The sequence below is a fragment of the Helicobacter sp. 11S02629-2 genome (genome assembly GCF_002272875.1).
Lineage (GTDB): Bacteria > Campylobacterota > Campylobacteria > Campylobacterales > Helicobacteraceae > Helicobacter_I.
Map to the genome: position 1 here is coordinate 1 of NZ_MLAN01000005.1, position 18,277 is coordinate 18,277.

General features: G+C 35.4%; 16 protein-coding genes and 3 pseudogenes. 14 read left to right on the forward strand and 5 right to left on the reverse strand.

All coding sequences use genetic code 11. The annotated features are described in order from the left end of the window. Both BKH40_RS08725 and BKH40_RS04160 read left to right on the forward strand, forming a co-directional pair. Positions 1 to 215: pseudogene (locus BKH40_RS08725) on the forward strand (methyl-accepting chemotaxis protein); the annotation flags it as partial. 315 nt (positions 216 to 530) lie between these two features. Further along, positions 531 to 1,562, forward strand: a complete 1,032-nt coding sequence (locus BKH40_RS04160; RefSeq protein ID WP_095277222.1) for a putative sulfate exporter family transporter — start codon at positions 531 to 533, stop codon at positions 1,560 to 1,562. 47 nt (positions 1,563 to 1,609) lie between these two features. On the opposite strand, the gene BKH40_RS04165 is transcribed toward BKH40_RS04160, so the two are convergent. The 4 genes from BKH40_RS04165 to pxpA are packed head-to-tail and all read right to left on the reverse strand — an operon-like array spanning position 1,610 to position 4,450. Continuing rightward, positions 1,610 to 2,563, reverse strand: coding sequence for a biotin-dependent carboxyltransferase family protein (locus BKH40_RS04165; protein WP_095277223.1), 954 nt, complete (start codon positions 2,561 to 2,563; stop codon positions 1,610 to 1,612). Between the two features lie 2 nt (positions 2,564 to 2,565). Next, positions 2,566 to 3,444 carry a carboxyltransferase domain-containing protein gene (locus BKH40_RS04170; protein ID WP_095277225.1) on the reverse strand — a complete coding sequence of 293 codons (879 nt, stop codon included), beginning with the start codon at positions 3,442 to 3,444 and terminating at the stop codon, positions 2,566 to 2,568. A gap of 2 nt (positions 3,445 to 3,446) precedes the next feature. Beyond that, positions 3,447 to 3,686, reverse strand: a complete 240-nt coding sequence (locus BKH40_RS04175; RefSeq protein ID WP_095277226.1) for an acetyl-CoA carboxylase — start codon at positions 3,684 to 3,686, stop codon at positions 3,447 to 3,449. Next, the gene (gene pxpA / locus BKH40_RS04180) at positions 3,683 to 4,450 is read right to left on the reverse strand and encodes a 5-oxoprolinase subunit PxpA (protein ID WP_095277228.1); all 768 of its coding nucleotides are present in this window, start codon (positions 4,448 to 4,450) and stop codon (positions 3,683 to 3,685) included. The genes BKH40_RS04175 and pxpA overlap by 4 nt, the downstream gene beginning before the upstream one ends. Positions 4,451 to 4,683: 233 nt before the next feature. Here pxpA and gabT point away from each other — a divergent pair, with 233 nt between their 5' ends. After that, a complete protein-coding gene (gene gabT, locus BKH40_RS04185; RefSeq protein ID WP_095277229.1) occupies positions 4,684 to 5,943 on the forward strand; it encodes a 4-aminobutyrate--2-oxoglutarate transaminase in 1,260 nt (419 codons plus the stop codon). After that, positions 5,940 to 7,373, forward strand: a complete 1,434-nt coding sequence (locus BKH40_RS04190) for an NAD-dependent succinate-semialdehyde dehydrogenase (RefSeq protein ID WP_095277231.1) — start codon at positions 5,940 to 5,942, stop codon at positions 7,371 to 7,373. The genes gabT and BKH40_RS04190 overlap by 4 nt, the downstream gene beginning before the upstream one ends. A 152-nt stretch (positions 7,374 to 7,525) precedes the next feature. On the opposite strand, the gene BKH40_RS04195 is transcribed toward BKH40_RS04190, so the two are convergent. After that, entirely contained in the window at positions 7,526 to 8,302 is a 777-nt protein-coding gene (locus BKH40_RS04195; RefSeq protein WP_095277232.1) for an IclR family transcriptional regulator, read from the reverse strand. 154 nt (positions 8,303 to 8,456) lie between these two features. Between BKH40_RS04195 and BKH40_RS04200 the strand changes: the two genes are divergently transcribed. The 10 genes and pseudogenes from BKH40_RS04200 to BKH40_RS04245 all read left to right on the forward strand — a co-directional run bounded on the left by BKH40_RS04200 (position 8,457) and on the right by BKH40_RS04245 (position 18,269). Further along, the gene (locus tag BKH40_RS04200; protein WP_095277234.1) at positions 8,457 to 9,353 is read left to right on the forward strand and encodes a dihydrodipicolinate synthase family protein; all 897 of its coding nucleotides are present in this window, start codon (positions 8,457 to 8,459) and stop codon (positions 9,351 to 9,353) included. 20 nt (positions 9,354 to 9,373) lie between these two features. Continuing rightward, positions 9,374 to 9,643 (forward strand): annotated as a pseudogene (locus BKH40_RS08955) (UxaA family hydrolase); the annotation flags it as partial. A 75-nt stretch (positions 9,644 to 9,718) separates the two neighbouring features. Next, positions 9,719 to 10,909 (forward strand): annotated as a pseudogene (locus tag BKH40_RS04205) (UxaA family hydrolase); the annotation flags it as partial. A 66-nt stretch (positions 10,910 to 10,975) separates the two neighbouring features. Beyond that, complete coding sequence (locus tag BKH40_RS04210) at positions 10,976 to 11,764, forward strand: SDR family oxidoreductase (protein WP_095277237.1); 789 nt, start codon at positions 10,976 to 10,978, stop codon at positions 11,762 to 11,764. Between the two features lie 29 nt (positions 11,765 to 11,793). Further along, positions 11,794 to 13,077: an L-fucose:H+ symporter permease gene (fucP, locus tag BKH40_RS04215; protein WP_095277239.1), complete on the forward strand. Its 1,284-nt coding sequence runs from the start codon at positions 11,794 to 11,796 to the stop codon at positions 13,075 to 13,077. Positions 13,078 to 13,148: 71 nt separating this feature from the next. Next, entirely contained in the window at positions 13,149 to 14,249 is a 1,101-nt protein-coding gene (locus tag BKH40_RS04220) for an L-rhamnose mutarotase (protein ID WP_095277241.1), read from the forward strand. Between the two features lie 295 nt (positions 14,250 to 14,544). Next, a complete protein-coding gene (locus BKH40_RS04225; RefSeq protein WP_095277242.1) occupies positions 14,545 to 14,928 on the forward strand; it encodes a site-specific DNA-methyltransferase in 384 nt (127 codons plus the stop codon). A gap of 225 nt (positions 14,929 to 15,153) precedes the next feature. Continuing rightward, positions 15,154 to 16,314 carry a site-specific DNA-methyltransferase gene (locus BKH40_RS04230; protein WP_095277244.1) on the forward strand — a complete coding sequence of 387 codons (1,161 nt, stop codon included), beginning with the start codon at positions 15,154 to 15,156 and terminating at the stop codon, positions 16,312 to 16,314. After that, on the forward strand, positions 16,304 to 17,176 hold the full coding sequence (locus BKH40_RS04235; protein ID WP_095277245.1) for a CfrBI family restriction endonuclease: 873 nt from the start codon (positions 16,304 to 16,306) through the stop codon (positions 17,174 to 17,176). The genes BKH40_RS04230 and BKH40_RS04235 overlap by 11 nt, the downstream gene beginning before the upstream one ends. Before the next feature lie 346 nt (positions 17,177 to 17,522). After that, positions 17,523 to 18,269, forward strand: coding sequence for a hypothetical protein (locus tag BKH40_RS04245; RefSeq protein ID WP_095277248.1), 747 nt, complete (start codon positions 17,523 to 17,525; stop codon positions 18,267 to 18,269). Positions 18,270 to 18,277 lie beyond the last annotated feature (8 nt).

Below are 18,277 nucleotides of genomic sequence, written 5' to 3' on the forward strand. Positions count from 1 at the left end.
CTAATACTAATATCTTAGTTCAATCAATTAATGACATGGCTGAATCTATAAAAGAACAAGCTAATGGTATAACTCAGATAAATGATGCTATATCTTTACTAGAGCAATCTACTCAAGGTAATGTAAACATAGCAGATGATGCTTCTAAGATTTCTAACTCTGTAACTCATATAGCAGATGAGATAATGAATGATGCTAATAGGAAGAGGATATAAGTTTAGATTCTATTCTTGTAGAGGTGGATTTCTGCCTTGCTTTAAAACTAGAAAAGTTTTTAAATATTTGCTTCTTTTAAATAATCTACTCTCTAACCTCCAAAGTGCGGGGAAGGGAGAACTAAACACAAATAGTTTGTCACTCTAAAACTCAATCATTATAAATACATGATTAGATTTTTTCTCAAGATTTATCTTTGTTTCACTCTGTCAAGAACTATGCGTTTTTTTATCTTGTTTTATAAGATTTCTTTAAAACTTTTTGCTTTGGGGTTATAATCTTACATAAAGCCCATGTTAAGTTAAGGATATTAGATGCAGTTCATCTTCCGCTTTAGAGATAAACTTAAAACCATACTACCCGGTCTTATCATGGCCATCATCATAGCCCTTATTAGCATGTATCTTGGGCGGTTTGTCCCTAGCCTTGGAGCAGCAACTGTAGCTATATTTTTAGGCATCATAGCTGGGAACTTATTCTTAGGGCAGAAGGTTTTTCAAGGCGGTTATAAGTACTCAGAATCTAATCTTTTATCCTACTCTATAGTCTTACTTGGTGCAACCGTTGGTGTATCAACCCTAGCTCATATTGGCATAAATGGAGTTGTTTTTATAATAGTGCAGATGGCAGTTACTATACTTGCCATCCTTTATATTGGCAAAAAGTTAGGGTTTAGTAAAAACTTTAGCTTTTTGATGGCTGGGGGGAATGCAGTCTGTGGCTCTTCAGCCATAGCAGCTATAGCACCAGTTGTTAACTCAAATGATAAAGATAGAAGCATGTCTATAGCTATAGTTAATGTCACTGGTATAGTTTTGATGTTTGTGCTTCCGGGCATTGGCAAGTTTTTATATCACTATGAGACTTTGCATACTTCAGCATTAATTGGCGGGGTGTTACAGTCCATTGGTCAGGTGGTCGCAAGTGGGGCTATGGTTAATGGTGAAGTAAAAGACTTAGGGACTATCTTTAAGTTAGTTCGCGTTATATTTTTAGTAGTAGTGGTGTTAGTTTTTGGTTATATGTATCATAAAAGCAGCAAAGAAGTTATTACCGAAGAAGAAGTTGGCATGAAGTCCAAAAAGATAACTGTACCTTGGTATGTTATAGGCTTTTTTGTGATGTTTGGGCTTTACTCATTACACATCATCTCGCCTACTGTATCTCACGCGCTTAAGAGTATAAGTGGGGTCTTAGAAGTCATAGCCCTTGCGGCAATTGGCCTTAGAATCAATATAAGAGAGCTTGTAAAGCAAGGCAAAAAGCTAACTATATACGCTTTTTGTGTGGGGATAGTACAGATAGTTTGTGCGTTAATACTTTTAAGTTTTATCTTTAAAATATAGATGCCTATCAAGCTAGAAAGCCTTTCTAGTTTGATAGTTAAGAAGTTCTAGCTAAGTTTTGCTTTTATGTCTGCAAGATGTTTTTTAAACTTAGCCCGTTCAGCCAAGGCTTGCTCTAAGCTTACATCTATAAAGTAGATTTCTTCATTTGGCCTTAGTTGCCCTAGCTTTGAAAGATCACTTGATATGATAGTAGCTAAGCAGGCATAGCCCCCACCAGAAACAGCATCATTACAAAGGGCTATAGGCTGATTACCACCGGGGACTTGGATAGAGCCTATAGGGTAGGGGGCATCTACTATGTTTGAAGGGTCACTTCCTGCGCCAAAAGGAGGAGTTCTTTCCTTAAACTTTAAAGCCCTCCCACCTTTAAATCTATAGCCAACCCTATCAGATTCCTGACTTACTGTCCACTTATCTTCTAAAAAGCTTTTTATGGAATCTTCTTCTAGCAAATTAGCATAGATTCCAATAGTTACTTTAAGCTCTTTTATAGGCTCTAGTTTAAGATCTATGCTTCTAAGTTTATAAGGCTTAGGAGGGAAAAGCTTTAGCTTATCACCATCTATAAGCTTTCTTCCCTTATAACCGCCAATTTGCCCTAATAGATAAGTAGACCTAGAATCTAGTATCACTGGCACATCTATTCCGCCGCTAAAAGCTAGGTAAGACCTAGCGCCAATGGTTGCAAACTTAGTGCTAAAGATATCGCCTTTTTTAACTTCCAAAGAGGTATTAGACGCTACTTCTTTGCCATTTATTACAGGGGTCATATTAGAGCCACAAAGGGCGATGATACTATCTTGCATAAACTCTATAGTAGGCCCTAAGAAAGTACACTCTAGCACTGCTGCATCTTCATCATTACCAACTAGTAAGTTTGCTACCTTATATGAAAGCTTATCTAGGGCACCACTAGGTGGGATGCCTGCTTCATAAAAGCCATTTCGTCCATAGTCTTGCACACTAGTAGCAATGCCTGCTTTTAGAATCTTTATCATCTCTAAGCCCTCCCTTCTAAGATATCTATAACCTGCTTGTTATAGCCTGCTTTGTCTTTTTGAAAGCTTTCATAGCTAAATGTTAAAGGCTTGATATTTGGCTTATACTCGCCTTTTTTTATCTCTTCGCCTATCTTTTTATACTCTGCATCATCTATAACTTTAAACTTCACTATATCACCGGGTTTGTGAAATATAAGCGCTCCATTAAAATAGCTTATATTTAGATCTGGGTTATAGATAAACATAGGGGTGATTCCAAGTTGTTGATAGCCTCCACCACCTCTAACTGAGTAAGTCACAGCAAAGCAGCCTGCATGCCCTATGGTGTTTTGTAAGGTGTCAGTTCTTGGACTTAGGTACTTTGGTGCTTCTATCTGGTCTTTTCTATCTACCATCTGATAAAACCAAGGAAGCCCTGCTACAAAGCCTACCATAGTTACTATCCAAGGGCTAGTGCTATGTTTTAGTATAAGCTCATCAACTGACTTTAAGCCATTTATCTTAGCGGTGTATTCAATATCAGTTAGGTTTGGGTCTTGGTGCCTATCTCGAAATCTCATAACTACTTCTTTAGTATAAGGGTCATTATAAAAAACGGGCACTTCTATAACTCTAGTATCTAGGTTTATAGAATCAAGCTTGAGATTAGCTTCTAAGTCTTTTAATGTTTCAAGTAGCTTTTTGCCATTAACTAAGTCTGGGTTATAGCGGACTTGATAGCTAGCATTGGCCGGGCAGATATCAACTATGCCTTTAGTTTTCAAAGCCTTTAGCTTATTAGTCACTTCTAGGGCTTTAAAAAAAGCCTCTAAACTCATATCTTCTTCAATCTCTACAAAGATAAATTCATCTCCAGCTAAGCTATATCTAAATCCCATCTTCATCCTTCCTCTACTCTAACTAAGATGCTTCCTGCTTCTACTACGCTTTCATTTTGCACTAAGATTTCTACTACCTTCCCAGAGCACTCAGCTTTTATCTCAATAAAAGTTTTCATAACTTCTACTAAAGCTACAGTAGTATCTGGTGTAACTATGCTTCCTACTTTTACAAAGTCTTCTTCTGTTGGGCTTGGTTTTGCGTAAAATGTACCCGGTATTGGACTTAGTATATCTATCATGATGCCTTCCTTACAGTTATATTATTATCATCTAATGTTTTTTTAACAGCCTTTATAAGTTCTAAGCAGCCAGCAGTGTCACTATGTATGCACATGGTTTCAAAATCTATTGCTATCTCTTTCCCAGAGACTGACTTAATGACTCCTTTTTTTAAAGCTAGTTCTACTTTGTCTTTAACCTCAGCAGGCGTATAAGTCCTAGCTTTTCTAACTAGCACAAAGTTACCATCATCATCATAGTCTCTATCAACAAGTAGTTCTTTTATATAAGGGTGCTTAGCTTCAAGGGCTGCTTTTTGTAAGTAGCAGTTTTTAGAGCTAAAGCCTATTATTGGCAAGGTGGCATTTTTCTTTTGTAAGCCTTCTATAAGTGCGTAGGCAAAACCTTCATCAAGCACTGAGTGAAGGTATAAAGCACCATGAAGTTTTATATGGCTTAAGTTTTCATCATGAAGGCTAGCTAACTCTTTAAGTGCACCTAGTTGATAAAGTACGTCATTTACTAGCGTTTTTGGTTCTTCTTTTATAAGGCGTCTTCCAAATCCTACTAGGTCTCTAAAGCCCGGATGTGCGCCAACTCCTACTTTATGTGCCTTAGCACTAAGGATGGTTTGTTCCATGATGTTTGGATCACCTGCGTGGAATCCTGTAGCGATGTTTGCAGAACTTATATACTTTACTATCTCAGAATCTACTCCATCGCCTATGACCCACGCACCAAAGTTTTCACCCATGTCACTATTAAAATCTATAACCGTTTTCATATTTAAGCTCCTTAAAAATAACTTTTTTTATAAGCCTCATTTTTAAGATAGCAAGTTAAGAGGTTAAAATCATGGAATCTAACTTTGCATTTATGGATATTTCGCACGCCTAGCGATAAAAAGTAACATTTTTTTTATAAATCTTCTTTATTTTGTAAAAATTTCACATTTTTAACCTTTTATCTAATACCATGAGTTACAACTTTATTAAATGAAAAACAAAGGATTTCAAAATGGATAAGCTAACACAAAGACGTTTAAAAGCCACTCCTAGCGGTATAGGTATACTTTGTGACTGGTATATAAAAGACGCAAACAACGCAACTATCACAAGCACAGATGGGCGTGAGTTTATAGACTTTGCTGGAGGGATAGCTGTCTTAAACACTGGGCATAAACACCCAAAGGTTTTAAAGGCTGTAAAAGACCAACTTGATAAGTTTACTCACACTGCTTATCAGATAACTCCTTATGAAAGCTATATAACTTTAGCCGAAGAGATAAACGCCCTTGTCCCAATTAATAATCCAAAAACTTGCTTTTTTTGCACAGGAGCTGAAGCTGTGGAAAATGCCATAAAAGTAGCTAGGGCTTATACTAAAAGGGATGCAGTTATAGCGTTTGGGGCGTCATTTCACGGACGTACTTTTATGACTATGGGGTTAACTGGGAAAGTGCTTCCTTATAAGGGTCAGTTTGGCACTCCTAACTTCCCAGTATATCATGCCCTTTATCCTAACTTTAGCGATAACGTGGGCGTAGAAGAGGCTATAAGAAGTATAGAAAGGCTTTTTAAAACAACTATAGCACCTGATAAAGTAGCAGCTATCATCTATGAGCCAGTACAAGGTGAAGGTGGCTTTAATATAGCAAATAATGAGTTTGTAACAGCCTTAAGAGCTATATGTGATAAGCATGGGATACTACTTATAGCTGATGAAGTTCAAAGTGGCTTTGGACGCACAGGCAAGATGTTTGCAAGTGAGTATTTTGATGCTAAGCCAGATATCATAACTATGGCAAAAAGCATAGCTGGGGGCTTTGTGCTTTCTGGTATAAGTGCAAGGGCTGAAGTTATAGACTGTGTTAATAAAGGTGGCCTTGGAGGCACCTATGCTGGGAATCCTATATCAATAGCTGCAAGCTTAGCTGTGCTTGAAGTTTTCAAAGAAGAAAAACTACTAGATAGATCTAACTTTTTAGGGGATAAACTGCAAGCTTTCTTAAATGAGCTAGTAAAAAAAGAAAATCTAGTGGCAAATGTTAGAGGGCTAGGGTCTATGGTGGCATTAGAGTTTGGAGACGCTGGGCTTCCTAACTTAGATATAGCAAGTAAGGTTCAAGCTAATGCTATGGAATCTGGTCTACTTTTACTCACATGTGGGGTCTATGGCAATGTGATAAGGTTTTTATACCCTCTAACTATAGAAGAAAAGACTTTTGATAAAGCACTTGATATCTTAAAAGCAAGCATCTTAAAGGCACTAAAATGACTAGCTTAAAACATCTTTTAAATCACCCTGATATTTCATTTACAGAAGTGCCAGATTCCATAAAAGTTAGCAATCCTGCAAGTGGAGAGACTTTGTGCTATGTTAAAAAAACTAGTGCTAAAGACTTAGAATCTAAGATTAAGCGTTCTAAAGAGGTTCAAGCAAAGTGGCGTGAGTTGACAGCTAAAGAAAGATCAGACCTACTTATGGCGTGGCATGATGAGATATTAAAAGAAAAAGAAAACCTAGCGCTTTTACTTACTAAAGAGATGGGTAAAAGCTTAGGCGAATCAAGAGGCGAGATAGGCTATGGGGCTAGTTTTATAAAATTCTTTGCTGAAGAGTGCAAAAGATTAGATGGTGATATCATCCAAAGTGTTATTAAAAACCAAAGGCTTTTAGTTTTAAAAGAGCCAATTGGCGTAACTGCAGCCATCACCCCTTGGAACTTTCCTAATGCCATGATAGCTAGAAAGGTAGGCCCTGCCCTTGCTTGTGGCTGTTCTATGTTAGTTAAGCCAGCAAGTGCTACTCCTTTAAGTGCTTATGCCTTAGAAGTTTTAGCCCTAAAAGTTGGACTTCCTAAAGACTTATTACAAAACGTAAGTGGAAGTGCAAGTGAGATAAGTGAAGTATTTTGTAAAAGTGACATAGTAAGAAAGATAAGCTTTACGGGCTCTACTGAGATAGGTGCTAAGCTTATGGAACTAGGTGCTAGCACTATAAAAAAGCTTAGCCTTGAGTTAGGAGGTAACGCACCAGTTATAGTCTTTGAAGATGCCAATATAGATAAAGCAGTTGAAGGCATCATGGCTTCTAAGTTTAGAAACAGTGGTCAAACTTGTGTCTGTGCTAATAGAATCTATGTGCAAGATTCCATCTATGATGCACTTTCTTTAAAGCTAAAAGCTAGGCTAGAAGCCTTAAAAGTAGGTAATGGTGAAATTGAAGGAGTAAATCAAGGCCCTTTGATAAACAAAGCTGCGGTTACTAAGGTAGAAGAACATGTAAATGATGCCATTAGCAAAGGCGCTAAGCTAGCCCTTGGCGGCAAGCCCCACAAGCTTGGCGGAAACTTCTATGAGCCTACTTTGATTTTAGAGGCTAATGAAAAAATGCTAGTTTTTAAAGAAGAAACCTTTGGGCCAGTAGCCCCACTTTTTAGATTTAAAAGCGAAGAAGAAGTCATCCAAAAGGCTAATGACACTATCTTTGGCCTAGCAAGCTATATCTTTACTGAAAATGCAAGTCGTCAGTGGCGAGTAAGTGAAGCTTTAGAGTATGGTATGGTGGGGGTTAACACTGGTCTTATAAGCAATGAAGTAGCACCTTTTGGAGGTGTAAAACAAAGCGGCTTAGGAAGAGAAGGCTCAAAATACGGACTAGAAGAGTACTGCGAGTTAAAGTACGTGTGTCTTGATCTAAGATAGGCTAATAGTATCTTGCTTGTTTTGTCTATATGAAAGAGAGGATAGATTCTATTAAGTTATAGAATCTAGAAAATATTTGTTTGCCATAGTTTGCCTTTGGCAAACTTCATAATGATAAAAAGACGCAATCACTACGCCATTAACTAAGTAACTTAATGTCTAAATGAATTTAAGCCACTTTTTGCTATTTCTTGCTCTATATACTCTTTTTTCTTTAAAAGTAAAGTTTTTATAAACTCAGATTTCTTTTTATTTAGTCGAAATAAAGGCACACTTACACTTATAGCAGCAAAACTGGTAAAAGACTGTGCGACATTTTGCAAGGCTACTGCTATACAGCCTATGTCTGGGTTAGTCTCACCGCTTTCACTAGAAATCCCACTTTTTCTAATTAGCTCTATCTTCTTAAGAAGCTCTTCCATGCTATTAGTAGTCTTAGGGGTATAAGCTACTAAGCCATTTGGATAGAGTGCACGTATCTCATCATCACTCTTGCAAGATAAAAGTGCGCGTCCTATAGCTGTAGCATAGGCATTTAGTGTGTGACCAACTGAAGAAGTAAGCCTTATAGCAGACTGGGTTTCTACCTTGGCTATATAAAGCACCTCACCGCCATCAAGCACGCCAAGCTGGCAGATCTCATCGCACTCATGGGTTATTTGATTCATAACTTTTTTGACTAGCTCTGTATGGTCAAACTCAGGAAAGTAGCCAGTACCTACTTGGAAGGAACTTTTACCTATTTGAAACTTATTGCCATTCATTTTTAAAAACTGAGTGTGCAAAAGGGTTAAAACGATGGGGTGTAAGGTACCTTTTGGAATCTTAGTCACATTTGAAAGTTCTGTTAAAGTTAGTCCTGTTTCGTTTTTATACAAAGCATTTAAAACGCTTGTGACACGCAGGGTTGGGTTGTGTAGAGCTGCCATTTTACCGCCAATAAATTTTTAAAATATTTTACAAAAAGAGATTTAAGACAAAATCTATATTCCGCTTTGCTTTCTTTGTGCTAATCTTACATCAGTATATATATACGAATGATGTTTGTATATACTAACATAATCATATATTGAAGGGAAGGTTATGAAAGCGAAAATTTTCACTCCAGTTGTCACTGCCTTTAACAAAGAAGAAAAGCTTGACTTTAAGGCTAATGAGAGAATCTGGAGCTACCTTATAAAGCATAACGTCGATGGCTTATTGCTATTTGGAAGTACTGGTGAGTTTAGTGCTTTTACTTTAGAAGAACGCAAAAAGCTAGCTAAGCACTGCGTTGAAGTAGTGGCTAATAAAGTGCCTGTAAAGATAGGTATTACTAGCATGCTTTTTAGTGAGACTTTGGAGATGCTAAAGTATGTACATGAACTAGGCGCTAAAGCTGTAGCCCTTATGCCTTACTACTTTGGGGCAAATGAACAAAATGTATTTGACTACTATGACACTTTGGCTAAGGCAAGTAAGGGTGATATCTATATTTATAACTATCCGGGTCGTACTACTTGTGATGTAGGTAGTGAAGTACTTTTAAAAATAGCAAATGCACATAAAAATATAAAAGGCATAAAAGATACAGTCTTAAATGTCTCTCACACTAAAGACTTAATAAAAACACTACTTCCAAAACATCCTCACTTTGAGATCTATTCTGGCTTTGATGATCACTTTATAGATAACGTCACAGCTGGTGGAAGTGGCTGCATATCTGGTCTTAGTAATATAGCCCCAGATATCTGGTCTGGCTTCGTAAAAGCCATTAATGAAAAAAATCTTTCTAGTTTAGAAAAACACTCAAAAGCTATTAATAAGCTAATGGAAATCTATGCCCTTGATATTAACTTCTCACTAATTTTCAAAAAGCTTATGAATCTTGAAGGGCTAGAGATAAATGAGCAAGCAATCTTTCCTTATAACTCACTTAAAAGCAATCTTTATGAAAAAGCTTGTGAGATCTTAAAAGAAGCAAAAACTCTAGTTAAGTAAAAACTACTAAAGGAATAAAAATGAAAGAAAGAGTAAAAGCACTACATGTAAACCCAATAGACAATGTAGCAACTGCTTTAGTTGAACTTAAAAAAGGCGAGAATGTCTTAGGGGTAACTTTGATAAATGACATACCAAAAGGTCATAAGTTTGCAATCAAAGATATACCTAAAGGCACTCCAGTTATAAAGTATGCAAACCATATAGGTGTTGCAAGTCAGGATATAAAGCAAGGTGAGTGGGTACATGTCCATAATATCGCAGGTGAAAGAGGTCGTGGCGATATAGATGAAAATGTAAACCACGTCCCTCAAGAGACTTGTTCTCATAAAACTCCAGCTAAAGAAGATTCTAAAAAAACTTATAAGCTAAGAGGCTATAGAAGGGCTAATGGAAGTTTTGGTTTTAGGAATCATGTCTTAGTTATACCTAGTGTTAACTGTGCTAATAAAGTAGTAGAAAACATAGTCAATATAGTCAACTATCAATTTAGCCTAGGTAATGAAGACTGCAAAGTAGTCTATGTCACACATCAACATGGCTGCAGCGAGTTAAGCTATGACGCTAAGCAGACCCAAGATGTTATAGCAGGTAATGGGGCTAATCCTAACGTTTATGGCGTCTTAGTAGTAGGACTTGGATGTGAAGTAGTGCAATCAGATGCAGTAGCTAAGCAGATAAAAGAACTCGCCCCTTATAAAGAAGTAGAGCACTTTACTATCCAAGATGCAGGTGGTAATGAAAAGTCTATACAAAAAGGCGTAGAGATAGTAAAAGGCATGATCTCTCGTGCCTTGCAGATGCAAAAAAGTGATGGTGACTTGAGTGATTTAATCCTTGGTACTGAGTGCGGGGGAAGTGATAGCTTTAGTGGACTTAGTGCTAACCCAGCACTTGGAAATGCAAGTGATATAGTCATAGAACATGGTGGAAGTGTAATCCTTGCTGAGACTACTGAGTTAATAGGCGCTGAGCAAATCCTAGCATGCCGTGCTAAAAATGACACTGTTAAAAAAGAGATTCTAGCAACTGTAAAAGGCTTTGAACAAAGGGTGATAGACGCTAAAGCTGACATTAGAGGAGCTAACCCAAGTCCGGGAAACATAGCTGGAGGTCTTAGCTCCATAGAAGAAAAGTCTTTAGGCTGTATATATAAAGCTGGTAATGAGCCAGTAGTTGCAGTTAAAGGCTATGCACAGATGATAACTGATAAGGGCTTAACGCTAATGAACACTCCGGGCAATGATATAGAACAGCTTAGCGGCATGGTAGCAGGAGGGTGTAATGTCTGTGTGTTTACCACAGGTCGTGGCACTCCAACAGGAAGTGCCATCACGCCAACTATAAAAGTCTCTTCAAATACAGCCATCTTTCAAAGGATGCCTGATTGCATAGATATTAATGCAGGAGAGATAGTAGATGGCACAAAGAGTATAAGTGATGTAGGTGCTGAGATCCTAGATGCCATAGTGGGTCTAGGTGAAGGTAGATTTAGCAAGGCTGAGATTAATAAGCAAAATGACTTTGCAATCTGGCGTCTTGCTACAACGGTGTAAAAGCATAAGTCAAAAAAGTGGCTTTAAGCCACAGGGTAGATTAATCACATATTCAAAGGAGATATTATGGATTTAAAGTTAAAAGACAAAGTAGTTATAGTAACTGGTGGTGGTAAAGGTATAGGTGAAGGTTTTAGTTTATCTTTGGCAAAAGAAGGTGCAGTGCCTGTTATCTTTTCAAGATCAAAAATCACAGATGAGTTTAAGAAAAAAATAGAAGCCATAACTACAAACTATGACTTTTATCAAATAGACCTTAATAACACTGATGAGATAAAACCTTTAGTAGATAAGGTAGCTGAGACTAGAGGCGGTATCTATGGAATCATAAATAACGCAGGAGTAAATGACAACAAAGCCATAGAAACTACTTCATGGCAAGACTTTGAAAAGTCAATCCACGGCAACTTAACCCACTACTATGAAGTAGTAAGAAGTGCACTTCCTTACTTAAAAGAAAGCAAAGGCTCAATAGTTAATATCTCTAGTAAAACCGCCCTTACAGGTCAAGGAAAAACTTCAGCTTACGCAGCAGCAAAAGGTGGAATCTTAGGGCTAACAAGAGAGTGGGCAGTAGCTTTTATCCACTATGACATAAGGGTTAATGCAATAGTAGTAAGTGAGTGCTTTACTCCACTTTATGCTAACTGGATAAAAACTTTTGGTGATGAAGCCCATCAAAAAGCAAGACTAAAAGTTATCACAGACAAGATTCCATTAGAAAATAGGATGACTACACCTGAAGAGATAGGGGATACTGGAGTGTTTGTGCTTAGTCCAAAAAGCTCTCATACTACTGGTCAGTGGATATTTGTAGATGGTGGGTATGTGCACTTAGATAGGGCACTAGTTTAAAACGAGATTTACGCAGTAAAGGATAAAGGATGCAAAACAATAAGAATGTAAAACTAGCGATAGTTTTGGTTACTACATTATTTTTTCTCTGGGGATTTAGCTATGGTCTAGTTGATGTTATGAATAAGAACTTTCAAACTCATCTTCATGTTACAAAAGCAGAATCTGGCTTTATACAGATGGCATACTTTGGTGCTTACTTTATATTTGCCTTGCCTGCTGGATGGATAGCTAGGCGTTTTAGCTATAAGACTGGGATAATAGTAGGGCTACTACTATATGCTATAGGTGCTATATTAATAGTACCAGCTGCACATTTAGCAAGTTTTGGCTTCTTTTTGTTTGCCTTCTTTGTTCTTGCTTGTGGTCTTGGCTCACTAGAGACAAATGCAAACCCTTATATAACTAAGCTTGGAGATGATAAAAGTTCCTCATTTAGGATTAATGCTGCGCAAAGCTTTAATGGGGTAGGACAGTTCTTAGGGCCAATTATCGCTGGAACTTTGCTTTTATCTTTTGCGGCTAGCAAAGATGTGAGTAAAAATATGAACAACATCTCTTGGATCTATATAGTTATAGCCATAGTTGTGCTTATCATCATGATAATTTTTATAGCTGTTAAGATGCCAGATACTGTTGAATCTGAGGCTGATAAAAAGGCTGAGTTAGAAGCCAAAAAAGAAGGTATAGAAAGAAAGCTTAGCTCTCATACTAACTTCCCTCTTGGCGTTTTAGCACAGTTTTTATATGTCGCAGCCCAAGTTGGTGCGGGTGCTTTTTTCATAAACTATGCCCTAGCACACTACCATGGACTAACTCCAGAGCATGCAGCTTATTTCTTCTCAGTCGCACTTATAGCTTTTATGGCTGGTAGGATAGTAACTACTCCACTTATGAAAGTAGTCTCAGGTGATATTTTACTTGGAATCTACTCTATTATAAATGTGATACTAACTATCTTAGTTGTAGCGGGCATTGAAAAAGTTTCAGTCTATTTGTTAATAGCAGTATTCTTCTTTATGTCTATAAGCTATCCAACTATCTTCTCTATAGCCTTAAAAGGTATGACTGGAAACAAAGTTAAAACTGCAAGTTCAGTTATCGTTATGAGTATCGTTGGTGGTGCTATCTTGCCTTTCTTTATGGGAAAAGTAGCAGACGTGGTAAATATACAATGGGCTTATGTGCTTTTAATCCCTTGCTTTATATATGTCGCTTGGTTTGCCTTTAGTGCTTCTTTCTTTGAAAGAAGAGACCTTGCAAAACTTGCAAAAAGAGCAGCCCTAGCACACGAACATGCCGAAAGTAAGTAGCTAAAAAGTACTCAAAAGATGCTAGCTTAAAACTTAAGCTAGCTAAAAGCTAAGGCTTGAAAGGATAAAAGATGTTAGAAGTAGTAGATAGCCACTTTCATATATGGAATCTAGATGTATTAAATCTACCTTGGCTTAAAGACTGCAAAGCCATAGATAAAAGCTTTAGCATGGATGACTACGCTAAGCTTTATGGGAGCTATGATATAGACTTTAAAGGTGGGGTCTATGTCGAAGTAGACTGCGATGATAGATTTAAAGAAAATGAATATATATACGCCTTAAACTCTCCTCTTATGCTAGCTAAAGTGATGAGGGCTAGGCTAAGTAAGGCTATGAGTTTGCCTTTAGGTATAGCTGGGGTTAGAGAGCCCTTACACATTCCAAGTAACCCACGTGGTAGATGCTTAGAAAAAAGCTTTATAGAAGGCTTAGAAGTTTTAGAACAAAATGGCTTGCTTTTTGAAAGTTGTAATAGAGTAGGTGAGCTAGAAGATGCTTATAATGCATTCTCTCAAGTTCCGGGTGTAAAAGTAGTGCTTAACCATCTAGGTAATGTGGAATCTTTAAGCCCAGAGTATAAAAAAGCTATGGAAAAACTAGCTAGCTTGCCTAATCTTTATGTAAAAGTGAGTGGGTTTAAGAGTGATGATTCTAAGTTTACTAATGAGCTTTTGCACTTTATAGATAAGACTTTTGATAGAAGTAAACTGCTTTATGCTTCAAACTTCCCGGTTATAAGTTTATATGCTAGCTTTGATACTCACTTTAAGACCTTGCGTGAGTTTTTTAAAGACGACCCAGACTTTTTTGCAAAAAATGCTAAAAAGCTTTATAAGATTAATGAAACCATAGTCTTTGCAAGTGTTATAAAACTTCGCCCTGAAAAGATAGCCTACTACAAACACTTGCACGCTAACCCATTTCATGGTGTTAATGAGATGATAAAAAAGTGCGGCATCACGAGGTATGAGATCTTTAATAGAGGTGATATGCTTTTTTCTTTCATGGAGTATAGTGGTGATGACTATAACTATGACATGGCACAGATGGCAAAAGACCCTCTAACTCAAAGATGGTGGGAAGAAACTGATCCTTGTCAAACTCGCATAGATGGTGCTTATAAAGATGAGTGGTGGGCTGATATGAGTAGGGTTTATAAACTAAAATAAAAGCCTTAAGATAGAATCTACTTTTATAGTGGCAAGCTAGAAGTTTGCCACTAAGTAAGATAGCCTTAAGTTGCTATAGTATTTTTTCATAATAACTTTTCATAATAACTTTTCATAATAACTTGGGTTGTGAGCTTAGCTAGACTTTAAGAAAACGCCAGTTTCCTTGAAAACGTTAGTTTCCTTGAAAACGCTAGTTTCCTTGAAAACGTTAGTTTTACCTATTACTACTTAAAATATATAAACTTAAAATATCTAATATAATTATCCAACTAACATCTACTTAAGGATATCTATGAAGGATTTAAAAGAGGAGTTTTTTAACTACCTCAAAAAACAAAACTTATATCTAACTAACGAAAAAAGTATAAATCTAACCAAGCTAAAAGATGATATCAGAGACAACAAAGCTAGTGTTTTAAAAGTCTTACTAGAAAGCAATCTAATGGGGGGCTTTTTTAAAAAGGTAGATTCTATAAGCGTGTTTTTAAAAGATGAGTTTTTATACTTTTTGCAAAATAAAAGTGTGCTAAATGATAGCTATACCTTATATAAAAATAAAATCGCTTTAAGCACAAACAAAGATGGCAAAGTAGTTATAAACTTTCCTTTTAAAGACTGTGTTTTGCTATGGTTTTACTCAAGATTTATTCATTGCACTGTACATGACTTGCGGTGACAAAAAATGGCTATAGTCTAAGCTTACTTTGATTATCTGGTAAATTCTTTTTTAGATATTTATTAGTCATGTTCAATACATTTCATAGTATAGCAAGGTGACTCCACAATATCTAGATATTAAATATTTCATTTTAAGTTCATAAATGTTTAATGAGGCATTTCTATCGCTTATATGAAATATTTTTGTACAAGTTTTGTTACAATAAAAGTAAAAGGGGATTTAATGGTGCAAATTTCACAAAATTTATTTAATGAAGAAAATTTAAGTGTAGAAAAAATTAAAAAGATTGCTTCATTAAATCCGAGTATTGAATTACTACAAAATTTATTTTACAAGCAAAATGATCTTGATATAAAGCGTGAGTTGATTTCAGCAATTGGACGAAATAGCGACAATCAAAAAATTTATGAATTTTTAAATAAAGAGGCATTTAATAATCATTATATGGACTTAGTATATCAAATGTTTAGAACAACTTTATATAAGTCAAAATTTGATAATAGATTTGTATATTTACGTGAGAAAATGCGAACATTTTATGACAATGAATTTATGGAAAAAATGTATGAGTATTACACATATAGACAAAACAGAATTGTAAAAAAAACTCTAACCAGAGAAATTACAAATCACTCTCTTTTGGTTGGCGATAACACTGAAACACTTTTAAAAATTAACAATGAACAAATACAGCTAATTTTTACTTCGCCACCTTACTATAATGCAAGATTGTATAGCGACTATAAAAATTACAAAGGATATTTAAGTGCTATGAAAAAAACACTTTTACAGTGTCATAGAATATTGGAGGATGGGCGATTTATTGGTATCAATGTCTCTCCTGTGATAACCAAACGAGCAGGTAGAGAATTCGAATCAATTCGTTATCCTATTCATTTTGATTTTCATAATATTTTAATTGATGCTGGGTTTTATTTTGTAGATGAGATTATTTGGATTAAGCCAGAATTTTCTGTACCAAATCGTGTAGCAGGATATTTTCAAACCAAAATGCCGCTTAGCTATAAACCAAATTGTATTAGTGAATCAGTAATGATTTATCGCAAAAATGCTCCATTTTTACTGGATAAAAATATCAAGAAATATGATAAAACTTTAAAAAATGATAATGAAATAGATTCTACAAATTGTTGGTATATTTCTCCAAAAGCTGATAAATATCATCCAGCTGTATTTCCAGAAGAACTATGTGAAAAGATATTAAAATACTACTCGTTTAAGGATGATGTAGTTTGCGATCCATTTGCAGGAAGTGGAACATTTGGAAGAGTTGCTAGGAGAATGGGCAGAGTTGCACTTTTATGTGAGCAAAATAAAATATATGCTGACAAACTTAAGCTAGAGGGATTTAATGAGATTTAGTCAAATTGCTATTCAAAATACTGTTTCAAAATTACTTAATGGGCAAGATTATAGAGAGGAGATTTTAAATGAAATAAATTTAAATTTTTTAGATTTTACACTTGATTTTTTTAAAAATATTTTAGATGCAAAAATGAATGACAAAGCACTTAATATGTCATGGTATAAAAAGTGGTTTATAAACAGCGATAAATTTAAAAGTGATGAGGTAGCTATCTTTGGTGGAATGAATAAGAAAAGCATAACAAATATCTATGGTAGTGCTACAAAAACTATTATTCTTGATGTCGCAAATGCTAATATAAATTACTTAGAAAATATAATTTCATCTCTGGAATCTAATGATGATAATATAGGAATTAGCATTAGAATTTCATATAAGCAAATTGTAGTGGAGTTAAATTTAAGCGAGAGTTTGCTAGTGATAAATGCCTTAGCTACAAAAAAAATTGCCCTACGTGGTGGGGCTTGGAGTAGCATAGGCAAAAGAGTAGAAAAGCCCTTGATGCTTGAATTATGTAGTCTTTGTGGTGTAGATAGAAAATATATAAATGCTGAAATATTTAAAAAAGATTCTATTTTAGAGTTTGATAGAGAGGTAGACTTTAAGCTTTATAATAATAATAAAACAAAAGAATATAGGGTGGAAGTTAAGCTTATGGGTAGAGGTAACCCAGAATCAGCAGATGCGGTAATTGCAAGAGATTCTCATATATTTATTGCCGATACACTTAGCTTACAAAATAAAAATCAGTTAAAGTCGCTGGGTATAGAATTTTTAGAATTGAAAAATAATGCAAATTGCTTAAGCGATTTTAAAAATATACTTTTAAGATTAGATATACCTTTTAAGAATAAATGAGAGCATCAATAACTCTTTTATCTATATGGGGATACTTGAGCTTAACGAGATTTATAAAAGTATGATTTTAGAGTTTAGAGATCTAGAGGAAGTCATAAAAACCTTTTTAAACTTTATAAAAGCAATACGCAATAAAGAGTTTAACTCCCTTACAAACTTTGCTATTTATATAACTTTAATCAGCAACAATGATAGTTATAGTGTGTTTATGTAAGACAATATTAGTTTTTTAGAGATTAATACTTAATCATATGAAGAGATAAAAGAAGACTTAAAGCTAGAAGAAGAAAAGGGGCAAAAAAGTTTTAGTTTAAAAGATATAGAATCTAAACTTATACAAAAAGCTATGAATAAGCTAGGGGATTTTTATAACTTTAATAACTTAAAGTCTATCTATAAAGATATAGATTCTAAAGAGGACTTTATACAAAAATACATCTACAAACTAGCTATCAAGGTGCATAGCAAGCAAGATACAACTAAAACTAAGTATCTTTTTAAGATAGTTGGCTTTGTACTAGAAAGCTTTGCAAATAATGCTTTTAAGCTTTTAGAATCTTATAAAGTTAATGAGTGGAGCTTAAAGCCGCTAAGACTACTTAAAAATAAAGTCGTACTTCAAGGCAAAAAAAGTAACATAGTAGTTAGCGAGCAGTGGTTTGTATTTAAAAACTTTATAGGCACGAAGCTAGAGTGTGAGCTAGTAGATTTTATAAAAGAAAAAAGTACTGATATAAACAGGGTTTATGAAACGTGGTATCTAGTGAGAAATGAGAGAAATAACTTCATGGCTATCTATGATGAAAGTGCTAGAAGATTTGAGCCAGACTTTTACTTTTTTGGCAAGAAGCATGGAGAAAAAAGCTTTAAGATACTTCAGTGTTTTTTAGAGCCAAAAGGAGCGCATCTAATAGAACATGATAAATGGAAAAATGAGTTTTTAGAAGTAATCAATATAGAATCTAAAGAGATAGATACTGATGAAAGTTTGCATAGGCAAGAAGATAAAAGCGTGAAGCTAAAGGCTGTGCCATTTTTTGAAAACAAAGATAGCAAGACTTGGGAAGAAGGCTTTTTAAATACACTTTTATAAAAACAAAG